The organism is Streptomyces fulvoviolaceus, from assembly GCF_000718165.1.
Taxonomy (GTDB): domain Bacteria; phylum Actinomycetota; class Actinomycetes; order Streptomycetales; family Streptomycetaceae; genus Streptomyces; species Streptomyces fulvoviolaceus.
Genome location: NZ_JOEY01000024.1, coordinates 220,004 through 243,928, shown reverse-complemented (window position 1 = coordinate 243,928; position 23,925 = coordinate 220,004). Strand labels below are relative to the sequence as shown.

General features: G+C 70.0%; 23 protein-coding genes. 6 read left to right on the top strand and 17 right to left on the bottom strand.

Annotation, left to right across the window (positions count from 1 at the left end; genetic code table 11):
• The first annotated feature begins 79 nt into the window (after positions 1-79).
• From IG08_RS0126110 to IG08_RS0126095, 4 genes are read left to right on the top strand one after another with little or no spacing between them, the layout of a single operon-like run.
• Positions 80-946: an ABC transporter ATP-binding protein gene (locus IG08_RS0126110; RefSeq protein ID WP_030607002.1), complete on the top strand. Its 867-nt coding sequence runs from the start codon at positions 80-82 to the stop codon at positions 944-946.
• A complete protein-coding gene (locus IG08_RS0126105; protein WP_030606999.1) occupies positions 943-1,788 on the top strand; it encodes an ABC transporter permease in 846 nt (281 codons plus the stop codon). The genes IG08_RS0126110 and IG08_RS0126105 overlap by 4 nt, the downstream gene beginning before the upstream one ends.
• Positions 1,785-2,984, top strand: coding sequence for a sensor histidine kinase (locus tag IG08_RS0126100; RefSeq protein WP_030606996.1), 1,200 nt, complete (start codon positions 1,785-1,787; stop codon positions 2,982-2,984). The genes IG08_RS0126105 and IG08_RS0126100 overlap by 4 nt, the downstream gene beginning before the upstream one ends.
• Positions 2,981-3,604, top strand: coding sequence for a response regulator (locus tag IG08_RS0126095; protein WP_030606993.1), 624 nt, complete (start codon positions 2,981-2,983; stop codon positions 3,602-3,604). The genes IG08_RS0126100 and IG08_RS0126095 overlap by 4 nt, the downstream gene beginning before the upstream one ends.
• A 207-nt stretch (positions 3,605-3,811) precedes the next feature.
• On the opposite strand, the gene hisS is transcribed toward IG08_RS0126095, so the two are convergent.
• Both hisS and IG08_RS0126085 read right to left on the bottom strand, forming a co-directional pair.
• Entirely contained in the window at positions 3,812-5,074 is a 1,263-nt protein-coding gene (gene hisS / locus IG08_RS0126090) for a histidine--tRNA ligase (RefSeq protein WP_030606990.1), read from the bottom strand.
• A gap of 12 nt (positions 5,075-5,086) precedes the next feature.
• The gene (locus tag IG08_RS0126085; RefSeq protein ID WP_030606987.1) at positions 5,087-5,809 is read right to left on the bottom strand and encodes an MBL fold metallo-hydrolase; all 723 of its coding nucleotides are present in this window, start codon (positions 5,807-5,809) and stop codon (positions 5,087-5,089) included.
• A 180-nt stretch (positions 5,810-5,989) separates the two neighbouring features.
• On the opposite strand from IG08_RS0126085, the gene IG08_RS0126080 reads away from it, so the two are divergent.
• Together IG08_RS0126080 and IG08_RS0126075 are read left to right on the top strand one after the other, a co-directional pair.
• The gene (locus IG08_RS0126080; protein ID WP_030606984.1) at positions 5,990-6,820 is read left to right on the top strand and encodes a peptidylprolyl isomerase; all 831 of its coding nucleotides are present in this window, start codon (positions 5,990-5,992) and stop codon (positions 6,818-6,820) included.
• Positions 6,821-6,955: 135 nt separating this feature from the next.
• Positions 6,956-8,185 (top strand): DUF349 domain-containing protein, encoded by a 1,230-nt coding sequence (locus IG08_RS0126075; protein ID WP_030606981.1) that lies wholly within the window; start codon positions 6,956-6,958, stop codon positions 8,183-8,185.
• 70 nt (positions 8,186-8,255) lie between these two features.
• Here IG08_RS0126075 and IG08_RS0126070 read toward each other — a convergent pair whose 3' ends face one another.
• From IG08_RS0126070 to pgsA, 15 genes are all read right to left on the bottom strand, one after another.
• Positions 8,256-10,838 carry a RelA/SpoT family protein gene (locus tag IG08_RS0126070; RefSeq protein ID WP_030606978.1) on the bottom strand — a complete coding sequence of 861 codons (2,583 nt, stop codon included), beginning with the start codon at positions 10,836-10,838 and terminating at the stop codon, positions 8,256-8,258.
• Between the two features lie 320 nt (positions 10,839-11,158).
• Positions 11,159-11,698 (bottom strand): adenine phosphoribosyltransferase, encoded by a 540-nt coding sequence (locus tag IG08_RS0126065; RefSeq protein ID WP_030606976.1) that lies wholly within the window; start codon positions 11,696-11,698, stop codon positions 11,159-11,161.
• Positions 11,695-12,819 (bottom strand): protein translocase subunit SecF, encoded by a 1,125-nt coding sequence (gene secF / locus IG08_RS0126060; protein ID WP_030606973.1) that lies wholly within the window; start codon positions 12,817-12,819, stop codon positions 11,695-11,697. The genes IG08_RS0126065 and secF overlap by 4 nt, the downstream gene beginning before the upstream one ends.
• 1 nt (position 12,820) lies before the next feature.
• On the bottom strand, positions 12,821-14,581 hold the full coding sequence (gene secD / locus IG08_RS0126055; protein WP_030606970.1) for a protein translocase subunit SecD: 1,761 nt from the start codon (positions 14,579-14,581) through the stop codon (positions 12,821-12,823).
• Positions 14,582-14,713: 132 nt separating this feature from the next.
• Complete coding sequence (gene yajC, locus IG08_RS0126045) at positions 14,714-15,250, bottom strand: preprotein translocase subunit YajC (RefSeq protein ID WP_030606967.1); 537 nt, start codon at positions 15,248-15,250, stop codon at positions 14,714-14,716.
• Between the two features lie 175 nt (positions 15,251-15,425).
• Entirely contained in the window at positions 15,426-16,520 is a 1,095-nt protein-coding gene (gene ruvB / locus IG08_RS0126040; protein ID WP_030606964.1) for a Holliday junction branch migration DNA helicase RuvB, read from the bottom strand.
• A gap of 10 nt (positions 16,521-16,530) precedes the next feature.
• A complete protein-coding gene (ruvA, locus tag IG08_RS0126035; RefSeq protein ID WP_030606961.1) occupies positions 16,531-17,136 on the bottom strand; it encodes a Holliday junction branch migration protein RuvA in 606 nt (201 codons plus the stop codon).
• Positions 17,133-17,687, bottom strand: a complete 555-nt coding sequence (gene ruvC / locus IG08_RS0126030; RefSeq protein ID WP_030606958.1) for a crossover junction endodeoxyribonuclease RuvC — start codon at positions 17,685-17,687, stop codon at positions 17,133-17,135. The genes ruvA and ruvC overlap by 4 nt, the downstream gene beginning before the upstream one ends.
• Before the next feature lie 130 nt (positions 17,688-17,817).
• Positions 17,818-18,570, bottom strand: coding sequence for a YebC/PmpR family DNA-binding transcriptional regulator (locus tag IG08_RS0126025; RefSeq protein WP_030606954.1), 753 nt, complete (start codon positions 18,568-18,570; stop codon positions 17,818-17,820).
• A 51-nt stretch (positions 18,571-18,621) separates the two neighbouring features.
• Positions 18,622-19,230 (bottom strand): pyridoxal 5'-phosphate synthase glutaminase subunit PdxT, encoded by a 609-nt coding sequence (gene pdxT / locus IG08_RS0126020; RefSeq protein ID WP_030606952.1) that lies wholly within the window; start codon positions 19,228-19,230, stop codon positions 18,622-18,624.
• A gap of 7 nt (positions 19,231-19,237) precedes the next feature.
• The gene (gene pdxS, locus IG08_RS0126015; protein ID WP_030606950.1) at positions 19,238-20,149 is read right to left on the bottom strand and encodes a pyridoxal 5'-phosphate synthase lyase subunit PdxS; all 912 of its coding nucleotides are present in this window, start codon (positions 20,147-20,149) and stop codon (positions 19,238-19,240) included.
• 118 nt (positions 20,150-20,267) lie between these two features.
• On the bottom strand, positions 20,268-20,810 hold the full coding sequence (locus tag IG08_RS0126010) for a LemA family protein (RefSeq protein ID WP_030606948.1): 543 nt from the start codon (positions 20,808-20,810) through the stop codon (positions 20,268-20,270).
• A 149-nt stretch (positions 20,811-20,959) separates the two neighbouring features.
• Positions 20,960-22,135 (bottom strand): glycosyltransferase family 4 protein, encoded by a 1,176-nt coding sequence (locus tag IG08_RS0126005; RefSeq protein ID WP_030606947.1) that lies wholly within the window; start codon positions 22,133-22,135, stop codon positions 20,960-20,962.
• Positions 22,132-23,052, bottom strand: coding sequence for a phosphatidylinositol mannoside acyltransferase (locus tag IG08_RS0126000; protein ID WP_030606945.1), 921 nt, complete (start codon positions 23,050-23,052; stop codon positions 22,132-22,134). The genes IG08_RS0126005 and IG08_RS0126000 overlap by 4 nt, the downstream gene beginning before the upstream one ends.
• Complete coding sequence (gene pgsA / locus IG08_RS0125995) at positions 23,049-23,801, bottom strand: phosphatidylinositol phosphate synthase (protein ID WP_078655751.1); 753 nt, start codon at positions 23,799-23,801, stop codon at positions 23,049-23,051. Before pgsA ends, IG08_RS0126000 begins: the two co-directional genes overlap by 4 nt.
• Positions 23,802-23,925 lie beyond the last annotated feature (124 nt).

Below are 23,925 nucleotides of genomic sequence, written 5' to 3'. Positions count from 1 at the left end.
CGCGTGTCCACCGTTCGGTGGACATAAGGAAGTACGTGCGGTCGTCCCTGAGCGTTCGGTTCCGGCCGACGCTCGATGCATGACCACACACGGATACGAACTCGCGGTGGACGTTCGGGGACTGCGCAAGCAGTACGGCGACGTGACCGCGGTCGACGGCATCGATCTCGGCATCCGCAGGGGCGAGGTGTTCGGCCTGCTGGGACCCAACGGCGCGGGCAAGAGCACCACGGTGGAGATCCTCCAGGGCAACCGCGGCCGGGACGCGGGCGAGGTGTCCGTGCTCGGCTCGGACCCCGCGCACGGCACACGCGCGTGGCGATCCCGCGTCGGCATCGTCTGGCAGGACGAATCCGCACCCGCGGAGTTGACGGTCCGCGAGACGGTGCGGCACTTCGCCCGCTACTACCCGCGGCCCCGTGACCCCGAGGAGGTCATGGGTCTGGTGGGTCTTCAGGAGCAGGCGGGCAGCCGGATCAAGGCGCTCTCGGGCGGCCAGCGACGGCGGCTCGACGTTGCGCTCGGGGTGATCGGCGGTCCCGAGCTGCTGCTCCTGGACGAGCCGACGACCGGCTTCGACCCGGCAGCCCGGCGCCAGTTCTGGCAGCTGATCCGCAAGCTGTCCGACGAGGGCACGACGATCCTGCTGACCACGCACTACCTGGAGGAGGCGGAGGCGCTCGCCGACCGGCTCGCCGTCATCGCCCAGGGCCAGGTCGTCGCCGAGGGCGAGCCGACCGGCCTGCGGGAGCGGTACGGCACCGGGGCCACCGTCGAGTGGACCGAGCAGGACGGCGCCCCGCGCGCGGAACGCACGGACACCCCGACCAGGACGGTCGCCGAGCTGATGCGCCGCTTCGACGGCGAGATCCCCGGGCTCCAGGTACGCCGACCCACGCTGGAGGACGTCTACCTCCGGCTGACCGGACAGGAGGACGCACGATGACCACGACCGCCGTACGGAAAGCGCGCGGTGAAGTCGCGGTACGGCTTCCGGGCGCGTGGGGGCTCGGACTGCAGCACGGCGCCCTGGAGATCAAGCAGTTCTTCCGGCAGCGCGACCAGGTCGTGTTCACCTTCGCCTTCCCCGTCGTCTTCCTGTTCCTGTTCGCGTCGATCTTCAGCGACGACGTGCAGGGCGCCGGCATCACCGCCTCGCAGCTGTACGTCCCGGCGATGATGGCCGCCGGCATCATGTCGACGAGTTTCCAGTCGCTCGGCATCTCGATCGCGATCGAGCGGGACGAGAAGGTGCTGCGGCGGCTGCGCGGGACGCCGATGCCGCCGGCGTCGTACTTCCTCGGCAAGATCTGGCTGGTTCTCGTCACGGGGCTGCTGGAGACGGCGATCCTGCTGCTCGTCGGCACGACCCTGTACGACGTCGATCTGCCCTCGGACGTGGGCCGTTGGTTCGACTTCGCCTGGATCTTCGTGCTCGGTCTGACGGCGTGCGCGCTGCTCGGCATCGCGATCAGCTCGGTACCGAAGTCCGGGAAGAGCGCGACCTCCGTGGTCGTACTCCCCTTCCTCGTCCTGCAGTTCATCTCCGGGGTGTACATCGCGATCGACACCATCCCGGACTGGATGCTGAACATCGGCGCCCTGTTCCCGCTGAAGTGGATGTGCCAAGGACTGCGCGGGGTGTTCCTGCCGGAGTCGGCGCAGGTCCTGGAACAGGCCGGAAGCTGGGAGTTCGGACGGGCCGCCCTGGTGCTGGGGGCGTGGTGCGTCGGAGGATTGGTGCTGTGTCTGCTGACCTTCCGGTGGAAGAACCGGCGCGACGGATGAACGGTCCGGCAGGCGTCGGGAGTGCGTACACCTGGGACCGCTCCTTCCGGCTCTGGGACTTCTACTTCGCACTGATGTGGCTGGCGACCCTGGTCTTCGTGCTCGGCACGGGGTATCCGGGGTGGCCGGTCCGCGGCGTCGCGGCGGGGCTGCTCGTCCCGTTGATCCCGCTCTACGTGTGGGTCGGGCGCCCCATCCTGCGGGGCGACCCGCCCGACGAGCGGCGGGCCCTGCGCTACCTCGGCACGGCGCTGGCCCTGTTCCTGTCGTCGGCGGTCCTGGTCGGCGAGACGCGGCTGATGGCCTTCGCGCTCGTGCCCCAGTGCTTCATGACGCTGCGGATGCGATGGGCGCTGGTGACCGTGGGCGTCATCAACCTCGCGCCCGTGATCGGCTGGGCGCTGCTGTGGTCGCCCGGTGACGAGGCCGTCTTCTTCAACAGTGTGTTCGCGGTCGTCACCTTCGTCTTCTCCATGGCCATCGGCAGCTGGATCATCCGGGTCATCGAGCAGAGCCAGGAGCGGGCCGACCTCATCGCCGAGCTGGACGCGAGCCGGCACGAGGTCTCGCGGCTGTCGACGGCGCACGGGGCGCTCGCCGAACGGGAGCGGATGGCCCGCGAGATCCACGACACCCTCGCCCAGGGCTTCACCAGCCTGCTGATGCTGATCCAGGCCGTCGAGGCGGAGTTGGACGACGACGTGCCGCAGGCCCGCCGCCATCTTGCGCTGATGGACGAGACGGCCCGGCAGAACCTCGCCGAGGCCCGTGCCCTGGTCGCCGACGGGACACCCGCCGACCTCGACGGCGCCTCGCTGCCGGACGCCCTGCGCCGGCTGGCGGCCCGGCACTCCGCGTCCCTCGACGTGAGCGGCCCGGTGCGTCCGCTGCCCGCAGGTCCCGAGGTGGTGGTCCTGCGTTCCTGCCAGGAGGCGCTCACGAACTGCCGCAAGCACGCGGGGAGTTCGGCGACGGCGGGCATCGAGCTGACGTACACCGACGACGCCCTCACCGTGTCCGTACGGGACGACGGCCGCGGCTTCGACCCGGGCGCGCTCTGTGACGGCTACGGTCTGGCGGGGCTGCGCGCCCGGGCCGCCGAGGTGGGCGGGACGGCCCGGATCCGCAGCGCCCCGGGCGACGGCACGACGGTGACCGTGCGCCTGCCGGTACCACCCTTCAGGAGCTCGCCATGATCCGGATCATCCTGGCCGACGACCATCCCGTCGTACGGGAGGGCCTGCGGGCGATGTTGAGCGCGGAGCCGGACCTGGACGTGATCGCCGACGCGGTCAACGGCCCACAGGCCGAGGCACTGGCGGCGGAACTCCGCCCCGACATCGTGCTGATGGATCTGCGGATGCCGGGCGGCGGGGGCGTGGACTCGATCGTGCGGATGTCCGAGGCCGGGCTGGCCTGCCGGGTGATCGTCCTGACGACGTACGAGACGGACCGGGACATCCTGCGGGCGGTCGAGGCGGGGGCCGCGGGGTACCTGCTGAAGGATCTGCCGCGGGGTGCACTGGCCGAAGCGGTGCGGGCCGCTGCGCGGGGCGAGACGGTGCTGGCTCCGTCGGTGGCGGCGCGGCTGGTGGACCAGCTGCGGACGAGGCCGGAACGGCCGCGGCTGTCTCAGCGGGAGACGGCTGTGCTGCGGTTGGTGGCGGAGGGGTGTACGAACGCGGAGATCGGGCGGCGGTTGTACATCGGGGAGTCGACCGTGAAGACCCATCTGCTGCGGGTCTTCGGCAAGTTGGGGGTGGACGACCGGACGGCGGCGGTGACGAGTGCGATGCGGTTCGGGTTGCTGGACTGAGGTTTTTCGCCCCCGCCGCCCCTACCCGTCCCATCCCGTCCCAGGGGGCTCCGCTCCTCAAACGCCGGAGGGGCTGATTTCAGCCCGTCCGGCGTTTGAGGACGAGGCCCGTTCAGGGCCGACAGCGGGGGTCTGGGGGCGGCAGCCCCCAGGGACGGGAATGGGAAGGGGCGGCGGGGGCGAAAAAGACCTCCGCCGCCCGCGCCCTCAGCCCAGCCTCGACTCCAGCTCCGCCACGATCTCGTTCACCCCGACCGCCGTCTGCTCGCCGGACTCCATGTCCTTGAGCTGGACGACGCCCTCGGCGAGGTCGCGCTCGCCGGCGACGATCGTGAAGCGCGCACCGCTGCGGTTGGCGTTCTTCATCGCGCCCTTGAGCCCCTTGGCGCCGTAGGAGAAGTCGGCGGCGATACCGACCTTGCGGAGCTCGGTGACCTTGGCGAAGAGAACGCGGCGGGCCTCCTCCCCCAGCGGCACCGCGAACACACTGGTCGTGGAGGGGAGTTCGAGCTCGACACCCTCCGCCTCCAGAGCCAGCACCGTACGGTCCACGCCCAGCGCCCAGCCCACCGACGGCAGCGCCGGGCCGCCGATCATCTCGGACAGACCGTCGTAGCGACCGCCGCCGCCCACCGCGGACTGGGAGCCCAGACCGTCGTGGACGAACTCGAAGGTCGTACGGGTGTAGTAGTCCAGCCCGCGGACCAGCCTCGGGTCGTCCTCGAAGACGACACCGGCCGCCGTGATCAGGTCACGGACCTCCTCGTGGTACGCCTTGCAGGCGTCGCAGAGGTAGTCGCGGAGCAGCGGCGCGTCCGTCAGCTGCTTCTGGACGTCCGGGCGCTTGTCGTCCAGGACCCGCAGCGGGTTGATGTCCGCACGGCGCAGCGTCTCCTCGTCCAGGTCCAGGCCCCGCAGGAAGTCCTGCAGCGCGGCCCGGTACACCGGCCGGCACTCCTTGTCGCCCAGGCTGTTGAGCAGGATGCGGAAGTTGCGCAGCCCCAGCGAGCGGTACGCCTGGTCGGCCAGGATGATCAACTCGGCGTCCAGCGCCGGGTCCTCGGCACCGATCGCCTCGGCACCCACCTGGGAGAAGTGCCTGTAACGGCCCTTCTGCGGGCGCTCGTAGCGGTAGTACGAGCCGGAGTACCAGAGCTTGACCGGGAGGTTGCCCGCCTTGTGCAGGTTGGCCTCAAGAGCCGCGCGCAGTACGGAAGCGGTGCCTTCGGGGCGCAGGGCCAGCTTGTCGCCGCCCTTGGTCTCGAAGGCGTACATCTCCTTGGTCACGATGTCCGTCGACTCGCCCACACCGCGCGCGAAGAGCTCCACGCTCTCGAAGCCCGGCGTCTCGATGTAGCCGTAGCCCGAATTGCGCAGGGGCGCGGCGATCGCCTCACGGACCGCCAGAAACTTGGCGCTGTCCGGCGGGATCAGGTCGTACGTGCCCTTGGGGGCCTGAAAGGTGCTCACGAAAGTCTCTCGTCACATTCCTCGTCGGGGAGGGGTGTTGACACCCTCACCGCGATCTTGGCGGCCTGCGGCCACTTGCCGCAGATACGGGTTGGTGGCGCGCTCCTGGCCGATGGTCGTCTGGGGGCCGTGCCCCGACAGCACCACGGTCGAGTCGTCGAGCGGCAGGCACACGCGGGCCAGCGAGTCGAGCATCTCGTCCATGTCACCGCCGGGCAGGTCGGTGCGTCCGATGGAGCCGGCGAAGAGCAGGTCACCCGAGAAGAAGACCGACGGGATGTCGGACGTCTCGGGCATCCTGAAGGCCACCGACCCCTTGGTATGACCGGGCGCGTGCGCCACGGACAGCTCCAGGCCCGCGAGCTCCAGCCGCGCGCCGTCGGTCAGCTCCTTGACGTCGTCCGGCTCCCCCACGGTCAGCTCGCCCATGAGCGGCATCCCGATGGAACGGCCGAGCCCCATCGACGGGTCGCTCATCATGTACCGGTCCTCGGGGTGGATCCACGCCGGTACGCCGTGCGCGCCGCACACCGGGACGACCGAGGCCACGTGGTCGATGTGGCCGTGCGTGAGGACGACCGCGACGGGCTTGAGCCGATGCTTCTTCAGCGCCTCTTCGACTCCCTCGGCGGCCTGATGGCCCGGGTCGATGATCACGCACTCCTCACCGGCGGCGGGGGCGACGAGATAACAGTTCGTCCCCCAGGCCCCGGCGGGGAACCCGGCAATGAGCACGATCGTCCTTCGTTTGTGTCGATACGCGTGGGCTTCTGGGCGGCTGCGCCAGTGGTCAGAGCCTACCGGCGCTGCCGATTCCTCAGCGAACCCATATACGGTACGGGGCACACGCAGGCGGTCGGCTCACAAGACGCACGCGTCCCAGCAGGCGTACGAGACGCATGAGGAGAGAACCCGGTGGTCACCCAGGAACAGCGGAAGCGGCAGCTCGCGCGAGAGAAGTTCTTGCGGCAGCAGCAGCGGCGCACGGCCGCACGGCGCAAGGCGCGCGCACGCAACTCGGTGATCGCGTCGGTGCTCGGCGTGATCCTGATCGGCAGCGTGGCGCTCTACACGACCGGTGTCCTCAAGGACGACGACAAGGCCAGTGCGAGCACCGAGGCGAGCACCGCGGCGAGCCCGAGCGCATCGGCGACCAGCAAGGCGCCGGACCCGTGCGAGAAGGCCGCCGCGGGCAAGGTCAAGACGGCGACCTGGAAGAAGGAGCCGACGATGACCATCGACAAGTCGGCGAAGTACACCCTGAAGCTCGCGACGACCTGCGGCGAGATAGACGTCGCGCTGAAGACGTCGGCGGCGCCGCACACCGTGAACTCGTTCAACTTCCTCGCCGGCAAGGGCTTCTTCGACCACAGCTCGTGCCACCGGCTCACCACCAGCGGCATCTACGTGCTGCAGTGCGGCGACCCGACGGCCTCCGGCAGCGGCGGGCCCGGCTACACGATTCCGGACGAGAATCTGAAGGACAAGAGCCTCAAGGACAACATCTACCCGGCGGGCACGGTCGCGATGGCGAACACCGGCCAGGCGGACACCGGCGGCAGCCAGTTCTTCCTGGTCTACCAGGACAGCCAGTTGCCGCCCAGCTACACACCGTTCGGCACCATTTCCGAATCCGGTATGAAGGTCCTGAAGAAGATCGCCGCCGCCGGAGAGAACACCGGAGCGGGCGACGGGACGCCGAACGCAACGGTCGTGATCAACAAGGCAACCGTCACGAAATCCTGACCCCCAGCAGCGAAACTTCGGTCGCGCGGGATGCGGACAGGCAACCCGCCGGTCGCCTATGTTGGCCGTGACGAAACTGTGGACGATGCCCGGGGGCGCCGAAGCCCTCTGCAGGCATCATGTGGAGGAGGCGCTGTGAGCAGCGACCCGTGGGGCCGCGTCGACGAGACGGGGACCGTGTACGTGCGTACGGCCGACGGCGAGCAGGTCGTCGGTTCCTGGCAGGCCGGCTCCCCCGAGGAGGCGTTGGCCTACTTCGAGCGCAAGTACGAGGGCCTGGTTGTCGAGATCGGCCTCCTCGAGAAGCGCGTGAAGACCACCGACCTGTCGGCGAAGGACGCGCAGACGGCCATCGACCATATTCGGGAGCAGGTCGACGCACACCACGCGGTCGGTGACCTCGCCGCGCTGAAGACCCGGCTGGACAAGCTCGTCGAGACGGTCCACGCGCGCCGCGAGGAGCGCAAGCAGCAGCGGGCGAAGCAGTCCGACGAGGCGCGCCACGCCAAGGAGGCGCTGGTCGCCGAGGCGGAGGAGCTGGCGCAGTCCGACCAGTGGCGGGCGGCCGGTGAGCGGCTGCGGTCGCTGGTGGACACCTGGAAGGGTCTGCCGCGCCTGGACCGCAAGTCGGACGACGAGCTGTGGCACCGCTTCTCGCACGCGCGCTCGGCGTTCTCCAAGCGGCGCAAGGCGCACTTCGCGTCGCTGGACGCGCAGCGCGAGGAGGCCCGCAAGACCAAGGAGCGGCTGGTCTCCGAGGCCGAGGCGCTGTCCGGGTCGACGGACTGGGGTCCCACGGCCGCGCGCTACCGCGACCTCATGACCGAGTGGAAGGCCGCGGGCCGCGCCCAGCGCGAGCACGAGGACGACCTGTGGAACCGCTTCCGCGGCGCCCAGGACGTGTTCTTCGCCGCCCGCAGCTCGGTCTTCGCCGAGCGGGACGCCGAGCAGACCGAGAACCTGAAGCTCAAGGAGGAGCTGGCCGAGGAGGCCGAGAAGCTCCTGCCGATCGGTGATCTGAAGGCGACACGGGCCGCCTTCCGTACGATCAACGAGCGCTGGGAGGCCATCGGCCACGTGCCGCGTGACGCGCGGCCGAAGGTCGAGGGCCGGATGCACACGGTCGAGCGGGCCCTCCAGGAGGCAGAGGAGACCGAGTGGCGCCGGACGAACCCGGAGGCACGCGCGCGTGCCGCGGGTCTCACCGGTCAGCTCCAGGCCGCCGTGGACAAGCTGAAGGGCCAGATCGAGCAGGCGCGCGCCCAGGGCAACAACGCGAAGGCCGACAAGCTGGAGCGTGAGCTGGAAGGCCGTCAGGCGCTGCTGGACCAGGCGCTGAAGGGTCTGCAGGAGTTCGGCGGCTAAAGCCAAAGCCACACAGAGCCATAGGAGAAGGGCCCCGCACCGAGGTGCGGGGCCCTTCTCCTATGCCCTACTACGACCGGCTGCGCGCCGACGTCACCCGGTACACGTCGTACACGCCCTCGACGCCCCTGACCGCCTTCAGGACGTGCCCGAGGTGCTTCGGGTCGCCCATCTCGAAGGTGAAGCGGGAGGTGGCGACGCGGTCGCGGGAGGTCTGGACGGCCGCGGAGAGGATGTTGACGTGCTGGTCGGACAGGACGCGCGTGACGTCCGACAGGAGCCGGGAGCGGTCCAGCGCCTCGACCTGGATGGCGACCAGGAAGACCGAGGACTGGGTGGGCGCCCACTCGACCTCGAGGATGCGCTCGGGCTCGCGGGAGAGTGAGTCCACGTTCACGCAGTCGCTGCGGTGAACCGATACGCCACTACCGCGGGTGACGAAGCCGATGATCGGGTCGCCGGGGACGGGCGTACAACAGCGGGCCAGCTTGACCCACACGTCGTCGACGCCCTTGACCACGACACCCGGGTCGTTGCTGCTGCGCCGCTTGCGGCCACGGCCGCGGGACGGCGGGACCGACTCGTCGATCTCCTCGGTGGCCGCCTCCTCGCCGCCGAGCGCCTGGACCAGCTTCTGTACGACGTTCTGCGCGGAGACGTGGCCCTCGCCGATCGCCGCGTACAGCGCGGAGATGTCCGGGTAGCGCATCTCGTGCGCGAGCGTCACCAGCGAGTCGCCGGTCAGGATGCGCTGGATCGGCAGGTTCTGCTTGCGCATCGCGCGGACGATGGCGTCCTTGCCCTGCTCGATCGCCTCGTCGCGGCGCTCCTTGGAGAACCAGGCCCGGATCTTGTTGCGGGCGCGCGGCGACTTGACGAAGTTCAGCCAGTCCCGGGACGGTCCGGCACCGGCCGCCTTGGAGGTGAAGACCTCGACCAGGTCGCCGTTGTCCAGGGTCGATTCCAGCGGTACGAGGCGTCCGTTGACGCGGGCTCCTATGGTGCGGTGGCCCACCTCGGTGTGCACCGCGTACGAGAAGTCCACGGGCGTGGCGCCGGCCGGCAGCGCTATCACGTCGCCCTTGGGCGTGAAGACGAAGACCTCGTTGCGCGAGAGGTCGAAGCGCAGGGACTCCAGGAACTCGCCCGGGTCCTCGGTCTCCTTCTGCCAGTCGAGGAGCTGGCGCAGCCACGCCATGTCGTTGAGGTGGTCGTCCTTGCCGGTGGTCCTCGGCTGGTCCGAACGCACCTTGGAGGTGCCGGCGACGGCCTCCTGCTTGTACTTCCAGTGTGCGGCGATGCCGTACTCGGCGCGGCGGTGCATGTCGAACGTGCGGATCTGGAGTTCGACCGGCTTGCCGTTGGGCCCGATGACCGTCGTGTGCAACGACTGGTACATGTTGAACTTGGGCATCGCGATGTAGTCCTTGAACCGCCCCGGAACCGGGTTCCAGCGGGCGTGGACGGTGCCCAGGGCCGCGTAGCAGTCGCGGACGGTGTCCACCAGGACGCGGATGCCCACCAGGTCGTAGATCTCCGCGAAGTCGCGACCGCGGACGATCATCTTCTGGTAGACGCTGTAGTAGTGCTTCGGGCGCCCCGTGACGGTCGCCTTGATGCGGGCCGCGCGCAGGTCCTGCTGGACCTCGTCGGTCACTATGGCCAGGTACTCGTCACGCTTCGGTGCGCGCTCGGCCACCAGCCGTACGATCTCGTCGTACATCTTGGGGTAGAGGATCGCGAAGGCGAGGTCCTCCAGTTCCCACTTGATGGTGTTCATGCCCAGGCGGTGGGCGAGCGGCGCGTAGATCTCGAGGGTCTCGCGCGCCTTCTTCTCCTGCTTCTCGCGCTTGAGGTAGCGCATGGTGCGCATGTTGTGCAGGCGGTCGGCGAGCTTGATGACCAGGACCCGCGGGTCCTTGGCCATCGCCACGACCATCTTGCGCACGGTCTCGGCCTGGGCGGCCTCGCCGAACTTGACCTTGTCCAGCTTGGTGACGCCGTCGACGAGGAGGGCGACGGAGTCGCCGAAGTCGCGGCGGAGCTGGTCGAGGCCGTACTCGGTGTCCTCGACGGTGTCGTGCAGCAGGCCTGCCATGAGGGTGGCCGGGTCCATGCCGAGCTCGGAAAGGATGGTGGTCACCGCGAGCGGGTGGGTGATGTACGGGTCGCCGCTCTTGCGCTTCTGGCCGCGGTGCCAGCGCTCGGCGACCTGGTAGGCCTTCTCGATCTGGCGCAGCGTCGCCGTCTCGATCTTCGGGTCGTTGCTGCGCACTATCCGCAGCAGCGGCTCCAGGACCGGGTTGTACGGGTTGGAGCGCTGGACACCGAGGCGGGCGAGGCGGGCGCGGACGCGGTTGGAGGAGCCGGAGCGGGCGGGCTGGCCGGCGGCGGGACGGGGCGGCTGCGCGGCGGATGCGGGGCCCTCGGCTGATGGGGGTCCCCCCGCTTGAGCGGAGTCGAGAGCGGCGGAGGGCTTGGGGCGAGGCGGCTCGGCCGGCTTGTCGGCGGGCACGGACTGGGCGTGCTCGACCGGCCCGCGCGCATCGTTCGCTGCGTCCTTCGCGGGCGACGCGTTCGGCGCGGGCTTTGCCGCGGGCGCCGAGCCGGGCTCGGGCTTGGCGGCGGTGAGTGGCTGGGCCTCGTCTGGCAAGAGGACTCCTCGTGCGCGATCCGGGTCCCCCGATCAGGCTCCGGAGACCCCATGGTAGCGATCCTGCGCTCCAGGATCGCCTTCAGGCCAATGTGAGGACCGTCTACCCGAGAAACACGAGGGGCTGCTGCGTGATTCCTGAGAGCGGCCTGGGAGCGTGCGGTGGGTGTCCTGCGGGTGGCGGGAGGCTTGCGCGGGAGCCCCGCGTCGAGGCGCCGAGCGCGGGCGGTGCCGCCTTGGGAGAGCCCTCTGCCCGACTATGCGCGAACGGCCGTTCCGGAGGGATCGGAACGACCGTTCAGCAGGGGTTCTCTGTGGGCTCAGACCCTGAGCAGGGCCTCCAGCGGCGCCCCCGCGAGCGCCGGTTCCAGGCGGGTGCGCCCGCCGAGGAAACCCAGCTCCATGAGGACTGCGAGGCCGGCGACCTCGGCGCCCGCCCGGCGGATGAGCTGGAGGGACGCCTCGGCGGTGCCGCCGGTGGCGAGGACGTCGTCGATGACCAGGACGCGGTCGTCCGCGCTGAGGTCCTCGGCGTGCACCTCGATCTCGGCGGAGCCGTACTCCAGGTCGTAGGCCTGGCCGAGGGTCGCTCCGGGGAGCTTGCCCGCCTTGCGTACGGGGATGAAGCCGAGGCCCGCGCGGACGGCGACCGGGGCGCCGAGGATGAAGCCCCGGGCCTCCAGGCCGACGACCTTGGTGGCGCGGGTGCGCTCGGCGATCTCGGCGAGCGCGTCGGTGAGCGCCGTGAAGGCCGCCGGGTCCGCCAGGAGCGGGGTGATGTCCTTGAACATCACGCCCGGCTCCGGGTAGTCGGCCACGTCACGGATCCTGCTGAGCAGCAGCTCCTGGATGCCGGTCATCGGCGCTTCCCCGAGGGTCGGCCACGGCCCCGGTTGCGGGACGCGGGCTGGTTGCGCGGGCCGACGACCGCGTGCGCGGCGTCGTCGTCCTCGGGCTCGTCGGCGAGCGGCTGAGCGGTGACCGGGGCATCCGGGGACTCGCCCGCCGCGGCGGCCTGGGCCCGCTTGGCGAGGACGCGCTTCCTGAGCGCCTTCATCTGCGGCTCGTGCTCCTTGAGGTCGGCGACGAGCGGCGTGGCGATGAAGATCGAGGAGTACGCACCGGCCGCGAGGCCGACGAACAGCGACAGCGAGATGTCGTTCAGCATGCCGGCGCCGAGCACGCCGCCACCGATGAACAGCAGGCCCGCCACCGGCAGCAGCGCCACCACGGTGGTGTTGATGGAGCGGACCAGGGTGCTGTTGATCGAGCGGTTGGCGACGTCGCTGTAGGTCCAGCGGGTCTGCTTGGTGAGGTCCTTCGTCTGCTCCTTGAGGCTGTCGAAGACGACGACCGTGTCGTAGAGCGAGTAACCGAGGATCGTCAGCAGACCGATCACCGTGCCCGGGGTGACCTCGAAGCCCACCAGGGCGTAGATGCCGACGGTGATGGTGATGTCGTGGATCAGGGCGACGAGAGCGGCCAGAGCCATGCGCCACTCGAACGCGATCGCCAGGTAGATCGCGACGAGGACCATGAAGATCGCCAGGCCCTGCCAGGCCTTGTTGGCGACCTGGTCACCCCAACTGGGGCCGACCAGGTCGGCGTTGATGCTCTCGGCGTCGACCTTCAGGTCCTTGGCGAGTTCTGCCTTGATCTCGTTGGACTTGTCGGTGTCGATGCCGGCGATCTGGATGCGGAGGCTGCCGTTCCCCAGCCCCTGCACGATCGCGTCGTGACCGGAGGCCTCTTCCGCGTACGTCTCCGCCTGGGAGACCGAGACGGCCGTGTTCTTCGGGGTGGTGAAGACGGCGCCGCCCTGGAACTCGATGCCCATGGTCAGGCCGCGCACCGCCAGGCCGACGATGGCCGTGATGGTGATCAGGATCGAGATGCCGTACCAGATCTTGCGGTTGCCGACGAAGTCGTAACCGACTTCGCCACGGTGCAGTCGGGCGCCGAGGTTGCCGAGCTTCGACATCTCACGCCTCCTTGGTCTCGACGGGGGCGGAGGGACGGCGCGTGCGGCGCAGCGGGGGCTTGGCGCCCAGTGCCGTCGGGTCGAGGCCCGACCACTTGTGGCCGTTCGCGAAGAACTTCCTGCGGGCGAGGATCGTCATCAGCGGCTTGGTGAAGAAGAAGACCACGACCACGTCGAGGACGGTGGTCAGGCCGAGGGTGAACGCGAAGCCCTGGACCTTGCCGACGGTGACGATGAACAGCACGGCGGCGGCGAGGAACGTCACGAAGTCGGAGACCAGGATGGTGCGCCGGGCGCGCGGCCAGGCGCGCTCCACGGCGGGACGCAGTGTGCGGCCCTCGCGGATCTCGTCCCGGATGCGCTCGAAGAACACGATGAACGAGTCGGCTGTGATACCGATCGCGACGATCGCTCCGCAGACGGCCGGCAGGTTCAGCGCGAAGCCGATGGCCGGGCCGAGCAGCGCCATGATCACGTACGTGAGGATCGCGGAGACCAGCAGCGAGGGGACCGCGATGACCGACAGACCGCGGTAGAAGATCAGCAGGTAGAGCATGACCAGCGCCAGGCCGATCGCGCCCGCGATCAGACCGGCCTGCAGCTGCTCACCGCCCAGCGCGGCGGTCACCGTGGTGACGCTGTCCTCCTTGAAGGTCAGCGGCAGGGCGCCGTACGACAGCATGTTGGCGAGGCTCTGGGCCGAATCCTGGTTGAAGTTGCCGGAGATCTCCGCGCTGCCGCCGGTCAGCGCCTGGTCGACGGACGGGTCGGAGACGACGTCGCCGTCCAGGACGATCGCGAACTGGTTCTGCGGGGACTGGTTCTTGGCCAGCTGGCCGGTGATGTCCCCGAACTTCTTGGTGCCCTTGGACGTGAAGTCCATGGTGACGGTCCAGCCGGCGCCGGTCGTCGTGTTGAGGACGGCCTTTGCCTCGTCCACGTCGGTACCGTCGACCTCGGCGGGGCCGAGGACGTACTTCTGCCACTGGCCCGACGAGTTCTGGCCGCAGGCGACGGTCGAGTCGGTGGGCTTGGCACCCTTGCCGGCCGTCGCGCGGACCGAGGCCTTGGTGCAGTCCAGTGCGGCGTACTCGGCCTGCAGCTTGGTGGCGTCGGCGGTGTCCGAGCCGCTGCTCGCCGACGGGGAGGCGCTCGCGGAGGCCGAGGCGCTCGTGGACGGCGTGGCGTCGGCCTTCAGGGCGTCGGTGACGGCACGGCCCTGCGAGGTGGAGGTCGCCGAGGGGCTGGCGGAGCTGGAGGGAGAGGACGACGAGGTCGCCTTCTCGGAGCTCGACGCGCTGCTCGAGGCACTGCTGGAGGCGCTCGGCGAGGGGCTGGCCGTCGCGGCGGCGCCGGAGATCTCGGTGGCGAGGACCGGCCGGAAGTAGAGCTTGGCGGTGGTGCCGACCTGCTCCTGGGCTTCCTTGGAGTTCGTGCCCTTGGGGATGTTGACGATGATGTTCGCGTCGCCCTGGGTCTGAACCTCGGCCTCCGAGACACCAAGACCATTGACACGGCGGTTCATGATGTCGACCGCGGTGTCCATGTTGGTCTTGTTGATCGCGGATTCCTGGCCCTTCTCCGGGACCGCACGGAGCGTGATGCTCGTTCCACCGGCAAGGTCGATGCCGAGACGCGGCGTGGTGTGCCCGGAGGCGAACATTCCGCCGGTGAGCGCCACGATCGCGATCAGGATGAGGGCCAGCGAGCGCCCTGGCTTGCTCTGGGCGCTCGAGCTCCGGCCCTTCTTAGGTGCTGCCACCTTCTCGTACTCCCTCTCGGGCCGCCTCGCGCCGGATCTGCGGGGCGGGCGGCCGTGACATGGTTCGGGATCCCGTGCGAGCTGCGCGGATTCCGGGGTGCGCGGAGCTGGTCCACGCGCCCCGGAGTGCGACTACTTCGCGTCCGAGTCGCCGTCGGTCTTCTTCGGCTCGTCGTCCGACTTCGCCTCGGCGGCCTCGGCAGGCTCGTCGGCCTCGGCCTCGGCGTCAGCCTTGGCGTCGGCAGGCTCCTCGGCCGTGTCCTTCTTACCGAGGTCGACGGACTTCTCGTCGGAGGCGGCGGCAGCTTCGTCGGCGGACTCGTCGGTCTCGGTGAGGGAGGAGGCGTCGTCCGGGACGACGTCGGAGTCGGACTTCAGGTCGTGCTCGATGCCGTGCACGATGCGGTTGTACTCGTCGTCGGTGAGGACGGCACCGATGGCGTTCTTCGCGAAGAGAAGCTCGACGCCGGGAGCGGCGTCGACGAGGACCGTGTCCTCGTTGACCTCCTTGACCGTGGCGTACATGCCCCCGATGGTGCGGATACCGCTGCCGGGCTGCATTTCGTTACGCATGTTCGCGGCCTGCTGCTGCTTCTTCTTGGCCGAGCGGGTCATCAGGAACATGGCCCCGATGAGCACGATGAACGGGAGGAGGGTCACGAGACTCACGGGTCGGTACTTCCTTCACGTGACCGCGATGGTGAGCGGCCTGATGGTTGGGGGTATGTACACCGCCGACAAAGGCGGCATCGGCGGAGTCTAAGCGAGTCCGCGCGCATGGAACAACGCTCAGCATGGCACCGGGGTTCCTGGTCCGGCCAATGCGCGTGCCGTCACGGAGTCGTCACGTCCCGAACAGGTCCTGTTGTCCGTTTCCTGTGGCCGCCGAGCGGGGCGGGGTGAGGCCGAGATGCGCCCATGCGGCGGGGGTGGCAACCCGGCCGCGCGGTGTACGGGCGAGCAGGCCCTCCCGGACGAGGAACGGCTCGGCGACCTCCTCCACGGTCTCACGCTCCTCCCCCACGGCGACCGCGAGCGTGGACAGGCCGACCGGCCCGCCGCCGAACAGCTTGAGCAACGCCTCCAGGACCCCGCGGTCGAGGCGGTCGAGCCCACGGGCGTCGACCTCGTAGACCTTCAGCGCGGCCGCCGCGATGTCGCGCGTGATGATCCCGTCGGCCTTGACCTGGGCGTAGTCGCGGACGCGGCGCAGCAGGCGGTTGGCGATACGGGGTGTACCGCGGGAGCGGCCGGCGATCTCGGCGGCGCCGTCGGTGTCGATCTCGACGTCGAGCAGGTTCGCCGAGCGGTGGATGACGCGCTCCAGCTCGGCGGGCTCGTAGAACTCCATGTGCGCGGTGAAGCCGAAGCGGTCGCGCAGCGGGGGCGGCAGCAGGCCCGCGCGCGTGGTGGCGCCGACCAGCGTGAACGGGGGAAGTTCGAGCGGGATCGCGGTGGCGCCCGGGCCCTTGCCGACGATGACGTCGACGCGGAAGTCCTCCATCGCCATGTAGAGCATCTCCTCGGCGGGCCTCGACATACGGTGGATCTCGTCGAGGAAGAGGACCTCGCCCTCCTGGAGGGAGGAGAGGATCGCCGCGAGGTCGCCGGCGTGCTGGATGGCGGGGCCGCTGGTGATGCGGATCGGGGCGTTCATCTCGGCCGCGATGATCATCGACAGGGTGGTCTTGCCGAGGCCGGGGGCGCCGGAGAGCAGCACGTGGTCGGCAGTGGCGCCACGCGCGCGTGCGGCACGCAGGACCAGGTCGAGCTGTTCGCGGACCTTCTCCTGACCGATGAACTCGTCCAGGTCCTTGGGGCGCAGGGCGGCCTCGACGGCCTGGTCCTCACCGTCGGCGACAGAGCCCACCAGCCGGTCCTCGGCGGGGCCGACGAGCCGCTCGGAGGCGGTCTCTTCGGACGTGTCGTCCCAGTTCACTGACGTTCTCCTAGCGGGCGCGGTTCAGGGTCTGCAGGGCGGCCTTCAACAGGTGGCCCACCTGGGGCGTGCCCTCGGCGGCCTCGGCCTGCGGTGCTACGGCGGACACCGCCTCGTCGGCCTCGCGGGTGGCGTAGCCGAGCCCGATCAGGGCGGCGTGCAGCTGGTCGCGCCAGCCGCTGCTGACCGGGGCACCGACGGCCGGAGCACCGATCGGCTCGCCCAGCCGGTCCCTGAGCTCGAGCAACAGCTTCTGTGCGCCCTTCTTACCGATGCCCGGAACCTGGATGAGCGCCTTCTCGTCACCCGTGGCCACCGCTCGGCGCAGGGCGTCCGGTGTGTGGACCCCCAGCATGGCCTGGGCGAGCCGCGGGCCGACGCCGCTCGCGGTCTGCAGCAGCTCGAAGACCTGGCGTTCGTCGTCGTCCACGAAGCCGTACAGGGTCAGCGAGTCCTCGCGGACGACGAGAGAGGTGGCGAGCTTGGCCGGCTTGCCGAGCCGGAGCGTGGACAGCGTGTTCGGCGTGCACTGGACGGCCATGCCGACGCCGCCCACCTCGAGCACCGCGGTGTCGGGAGCGAGTGCGGCGACCGTGCCGCTGACGAAGGCGATCATGCGAGGCGGCCTTTCGGTGCTTGGGCTGGGTGCGTTTTGGCTGTGTGCAGGGCGACGGCCTGCTGGAGTCGGTTCTGGGCGGGGGCGCGCCAGATGTGGCAGATGGCGAGCGCGAGGGCGTCGGCGGCGTCGGCCGGCTTGGGCGGCGCGTCGAGCCGGAGCAGGCGGGTGACCATGGCACCGACCTGGGCCTTGTCGGCGCGGCCGCTGCCGGTGACGGCGGCCTTGACCTCGCTGGGCGTGTGCAGGGCGACGGGGATGCCGCGACGGGCGGCACACAGCATGGCGACGGCGCTGGCCTGGGCGGTGCCCATCACGGTCCGTACGTTGTGCTGGCTGAACACCCGCTCCACGGCGACGAATTCGGGCCGGTACTCGTCCAGCCACTGCTCGATGCCCTGCTCGATGGCGACGAGGCGCTGCCCCAACTCGGCGTCCGCGGGCGTGCGTACGACGCCGACGCCGACCATGGTGAGCGGTCGGCCCGCGACGCCCTCGACGACACCGACACCGCACCGCGTCAGTCCGGGGTCCACCCCGAGTACACGCAACGCGCCCCTCCCTTCGATCGCCTGTTTGTGCAGGCTATCGGGTGCCACCGACAACGACTCGCAGCAACGCCCGGCAACGCGACGGGCCGACGGGTGTGTCCCGTCGGCCCGTTCGAGCGTGAGCGTCGGCTCAGGCGTCTACCTTCTCCATGACCTCGTCGCTGACGTCGAAGTTGGCGAACACGTTCTGCACGTCGTCGCTGTCCTCGAGGGCGTCGATCAGCTTGAAGATCTTCCGGGCACCTTCCTCGTCGAGCTCGACCTGCATGGTCGGGACGAAGTTGGCGTCGGCGGAGTCGTAGTCGATCCCGGCGTCTTGAAGGGCGGTGCGGACCGCGACCAGGTCGGTGGCCTCGGAGAGGACCTCGAAGGACTCACCGAGGTCGTTGACCTCCTCGGCACCCGCGTCCAGGACGGCACCGAGGACGTCGTCCTCGCCCAGCTCGCCCTTGGGGACGATCACGACGCCCTTGCGGTTGAAGAGGTACGAGACCGAACCCGGGTCGGCCATCGAGCCGCCGTTGCGGGTCATGGCGACGCGCACGTCGGAGGCGGCGCGGTTGCGGTTGTCGGTGAGGCACTCGATGAGCACCGCGACGCCGTTCGGGCCGTAGCCCTCGTACATGATCGTCTCGTAGTCGGCGCCACCGGCCTCGAGACCGGCACCGCGCTTGACCGCGGAGTCGATGTTCTTGTTCGGGACCGAGCTCTTCTTGGCCTTCTGGATGGCGTCGAACAGCGTCGGGTTACCGGACACATCGGCGCCACCGGTACGGGCCGCGACCTCGATGTTCTTGATCATCTTCGCGAAGAGCTTGCCGCGCTTGGCGTCGATCACGGCCTTCTTGTGCTTCGTCGTAGCCCATTTAGAGTGGCCGGACATCTGCCTGTCTCCTTCGCGTAACCCAACTCTTTACGAACGCCAGAGATCCTACTAGGACCCCGGCGCCCGGTTCGCGCGCACCATGTCGACGAACAGAGAGTGCACGCGGTGGTCGCCGGTCAGTTCCGGGTGGAACGACGTGGCGAGAGCGTTGCCCTGGCGGACCGCGACGATGTGACCCTCATGCTCGGCGAGCACCTCGGTCTCGGCGCCCACGGACTCGACCCAGGGGGCACGGATGAAGACGCCCTCTACAGGATCGCCCTCGACGCCCGTCACGTCGACCGCCGCTTCGAAGGACTCGTTCTGCCGTCCGAAGGCGTTGCGGCGCACGATCATGTCGATGCCGCCGATGGTCTCCTGGCCCGAGCGGGGGTCGAGGATCTTGTCGGCGAGCATGATCATGCCGGCGCAGGTGCCGTAGACGGGCATGCCGGCCTGCACGCGCGCGCGTAGGGGCTCCATCACGCCGAAGAGCACGGCCAGCTTGGAGATGGTGGTGGACTCGCCGCCGGGGATGACCAGGCCGTCCACCTCGGCGAGTTCCTCGGGGCGCCGAACCGCCCTGGCCACGGCGTCGGCCGCGGCCAGGGCGATCAGGTGCTCCCGTACGTCGCCCTGGAGGGCCAGGACGCCTATGACAGGGGCTTCAGCGCTCATGGGGGTGTTACCAGCCCCGGTTCGCGTAGCGCTCGGCCTCGGGGAGGGTGTCGCAGTTGATGCCGACCATGGCCTCGCCGAGGTTGCGGGACGCGTCCGCGATGATCTTCGGGTCGTCGTAGAAGGTGGTCGCCTTGACGATGGCGGCGGCGCGCTTGGCCGGGTCGCCGGACTTGAAGATGCCGGAGCCGACGAAGACGCCCTCGGCGCCGAGCTGGCGCATCAGCGCGGCATCGGCGGGGGTGGCGACGCCACCGGCGGAGAACAGGACGACCGGCAGCTTGCCGAGCTCGGCGACCTCGCGCACGATCTCGTACGGGGCGCGCAGCTCCTTGGCGGCGGCGTACAGCTCGTTGTTGTCGTAGCCGCGGAGTCGGGCGATCTCGTTCTTGATCTGGCGCAGGTGACGGACGGCCTCGACGACGTTGCCGGTGCCGGCCTCGCCCTTGGAGCGGATCATGGCCGCGCCCTCGGCGATGCGGCGCAGGGCCTCGCCCAGGTTGGTGGCACCGCAGACGAAGGGGGTCGTGAAGGCCCACTTGTCGGAGTGGTTGACCTCGTCGGCCGGGGTGAGGACCTCGGACTCGTCGATGTAGTCGACGCCGAGGGACTGCAGGACCTGGGCCTCGACGAAGTGGCCGATGCGGGACTTGGCCATCACGGGGATGGAGACCGCCTCGATGATCTCCTCGATCATGTTCGGGTCCGACATCCGGGCCACGCCGCCGTCCTTGCGGATGTCGGCGGGGACCCGCTCCAGGGCCATGACGGCCACGGCGCCGGCGTCCTCGGCGATCTTCGCCTGCTCGGCGTTGACCACGTCCATGATCACGCCGCCCTTGAGCTGCTCGGCCATGCCGCGCTTCACACGGGCGGTGCCGGTCTCGGGACCCTGGTTTTCGGAGAGCGTGCTGGACACGGATTGACCTCACTGGAGTGAAAAGAGGATTTCTGCATCACTGAGGAAACGCGAGAGAACCAGTCCACAGCAAGGGCCAATAGGGAGGCGGTGGATCGTTTTGAGGCCGCTGGGCCCGTCAGGCGGCCCGGTCCACCAGTGCCGCGGGCGGCTCGTCGTCCATCTCGAAGGCCATCGGGAACGGCGCGTGTCCCGCCAGCCGGAACCAGCGCACCTTGCGATGCCGGCGCAGGGCGCGTGCCGCGCGTACGGCGTCGTTGTGGAAGCGGCGGGCCATGGGCACCTTGCGGACCGCCTCGGTGAGTTCGCGGGCCGCTGCCTCTCCCCCGGGCGCCCTGCGCACCCCCTCCACCTGCGGGGCCTCGGCGAACACGGCCCGCAGCGCCTGGCTCAGCTCGCTCTCGGCGACCTCCCGCTGCTCCTCCTCGGCCTGGCGGGCGGCGTGGGCCGCCTCGTACAGGACGATCGACGCGGCCGGATCGAGCACTGCGGAGGTGGCCAGTTCCTGGGCCACGGAGGCCCGGCGCAGCAGTTGGGCGTCGAGGGCGGCGCGGGCGGCGTCGATCCGGGCGTGCAGCCGGTCCAGCCGTCCCGCCGTCCAGCTCAGATACAGGCCGATCGCAACGAGCGCGACGAGGATCCAGATGAGGGTTGCGGTCACGGGCGGCAACGTTACCGGGGCGCTCCGCCCGGTCAGCCGGGTGCCGTGCGGGGAGTTGGTGTGGGCCTGCCCGGGGGCTGCCGCCCCCAGACCCCCGCTGTCGGCCCTGAACGGGCCTCGTCCTCAAACGCCGGACGGGCTGGGTGGCCTCAGTCCCGCGCCAACCCCAGCCGCGCCATGAACCCCGTTCCCGTCGTCCGGTCCTCGTCCGCCGCGGCGACCGCCGCCGCTCCCGCCGTCACGGTCTCGTACACGGACAGGATGTCCGCGCCGACCGTCGACCAGTCGAACCGCCGCACGTGCGCGCTGCCGCGCTCCCGCAGTTCGGCCAGCCGTGCCGGATCACCGAGCAGCCGCAGTGCCGCCTCGGCCAACGCGTCCGCGTCCTCGTTGGCGAACAGCTCGCCCGCCGCGCCCTGGTCGAGGACCTGGGCGAAGGCGTCCAGGTCCGAGGCGAGCACCGGGGCGCCCGCCGACATGGCCTCGACCAGGATGATCCCGAAGCTCTCGCCGCCGGTGTTGGGCGCGACGTACAGGTCGACGCTGCGCAGGAAGCGGGCCTTGTCCTCGTCACTGACCATCCCGAGGAACTCCACGCGCGGGCGCAGCTCCTCGGGCAGGGACTCGACGGCCTCCTCCTCGTCGCCGCGGCCGGCCACGAGCAGCCGGGTCTGCGGGCGCCCGGCGAGGATCTTCGGCAGGGCCTTCATCAGCACCGGCAGTCCCTTGCGGGGCTCGTCGATCCGGCCGATGAAGCCGATCGTGTCGCCCTGCCACTCGGGCTTGGGCTTGGCCTTGGCGAAGAAGTCGACGTCCACGCCGTTCGGGATGACCACCGCGTCGCCGCCGAGGTGCTCGACGAGAGTGCGGCGGGCGTACTCGCTCACGGCGATCCGGGCGCTGATCTTCTCCAGGGCGGCCTGGAGGATCGAGTACGCGGCGATCATGGCCTTGGAGCGCGGGTTCGAGGTGTGGAAGGTCGCGACGAGCGGGCCCTGCGCTGCCCAGCAGGCCAGCAGGCCGAGGGACGGCGAGGACGGCTCATGGATGTGTACGACGTCGAACTCGCCGTCGTGCAGCCAGCGGCGCACGCGCGCGGCGCTCAGGAAGCCGAAGTTCAGCCGGGCCACCGAGCCGTTGTAGGGCACCGGCACCGCGCGGCCGGCCGAGACGACGTAGGGCGGCAGCGGGGTGTCGTCGTCGGCGGGGGCGAGGACGGAGACCTCGTGGCCGAGGCGGATGAAGTACTCGGCGAGATCGCGGATGTGGAACTGGACGCCACCCGGCACATCCCAGGAGTACGGGCAGACGATGCCGATCCTCACGCGGTCCCCCCGGTGGGAGAACGCGCGGGGTCAAGATCCTTGAGCCACAAGCGCTGCAGCATGTGCCAGTCCTCCGGGTGGTCGGCGATACCGGTGGCGAAGGCATCGGCCAGCGCCTGTGTCATGACAGACGTCCTTTCCGCCCTGGTGCCTGTCTCGGGTACGTCGATCGGTGGATGCACGCGCCCCCGCATGACCGGCGAGTCGTCGTACCAGAGCGTCACGGGCAGCAGCAGGGCGCCGGTCTGCTGGGCGAGCAGGGCCGGGCCCGCGGGCATCCGGGTGGCCTCGCCGAAGAACTTCACCTCGACGCCGGAGGACGACAGGTCGCGCTCGGCGACCAGGCAGATCAGGCCGCCGTCGCGCAGCCGCCGGGCCAGGGTGCCGAAGGCGGTGCCGCCGCTGTGCGGCAGGACCTCCATGCCGAGGCCCTCGCGGTAGGCGACGAAACGGTCGTAGAGCGTCTCCGGCTTGAGGCGTTCGGCGACCGTGGTGAACGGCGTCTCCAGCTTAGTGGTGACCCAGGCGCCGGCGAGGTCCCAGTTGGCCATGTGCGGCAGGGCGAGGATGACACCACGGTCGGAGGCGATTCCGTCGGTCAGGTAGTGCACGTCCTTGGCGTCGAAGCCCTCCTTGACGCGCTCGGGGCTCCAGGCGGGCAGCCGGAAGGACTCCATCCAGTAGCGCAGGTACGAGCGCATGCCCGCGCGGGACAGTTCGGCGAGGCGCTCGGGGCTCGCGTCGGGCACCACGCGCGCGTAGTTGCTCTCCAGGCGCTGGACGCCCTTGCCACGCTGTTTCCAGGCGAGGTCGGCGATGCTCCGGCCCAGACGCACGGCGACCGGCTCGGGGAGCTTCTTGACCACGCCCCAGCCGAGGCCGTAAAGCGAGTCCGTCAGCCGGTCCTGGGCGCTCACTTCGCCGCCTCGCTCCCCTGGGTCTCCTGGGTCTCCTGGGTCTCCTGTTCCTGGGCGGTCGCCGCCTCCGCCTCCGCGGACTCCCGGCGGACCGTGACGACCCGCTGGATCAGCGTGACCAGGCTGCCGACGGCGACGATCCACAGCGCCACGGGCAGCAGGTACTGGATGCCCGGCACGCCGAACGCGTGCATCCCTGCAAGACCGGCCGCGACCAGGGAGATCACCAGGCGCTCGGCGCGCTCGACAAGTCCGTTGACGGCGACCGGCAGGCCGATCGACTCTCCCCGGGCCTTGGTGTACGACACCACCTGGCCGCTGGCCAGGCAGAAGATCGAGACGGCGCACAGGACGTTGTCGTCGCCGCCACCGGCGTACCAGAGGGCGAAGCCGCCGAAGATGGCGCTGTCGGCGACCCGGTCGAGGGTGGAGTCCAGGAAGGCGCCCCAGCGGCTGGTGCGGCCCAGCTGGCGGGCCATGTTGCCGTCGACGAGGTCGGAGAACACGAACAGCGTGATCACGATCGTGCCCCAGAAGAGCTCGCCCCGGGGGTAGAAGACCAGCGCGCCCGCGACCACCCCGGCGGTGCCGAGCAGTGTGACCGTGTCGGGGCTGACCCCCCGCCGGATGAGAAACGCGGCGAACGGTGTGAGAACACGCGTGAAGAATGCACGCGCGTACTTGTTCAGCATGGCCTTCCCGAGGGTCGGTGTGGCCGCGCGGCCCCTGCTGGCCACCGGCTGGCCCATCGTAGCCACGCGCGCGCGTGGGCGACGTCCGGGCACCCGGGCCCCGTGTCACGGCCTGACTGCATACGGGTCACGGCGCGATCGCGTCCGCTGTATGGACGCACCGTGACGAGAGTGGAAAGCT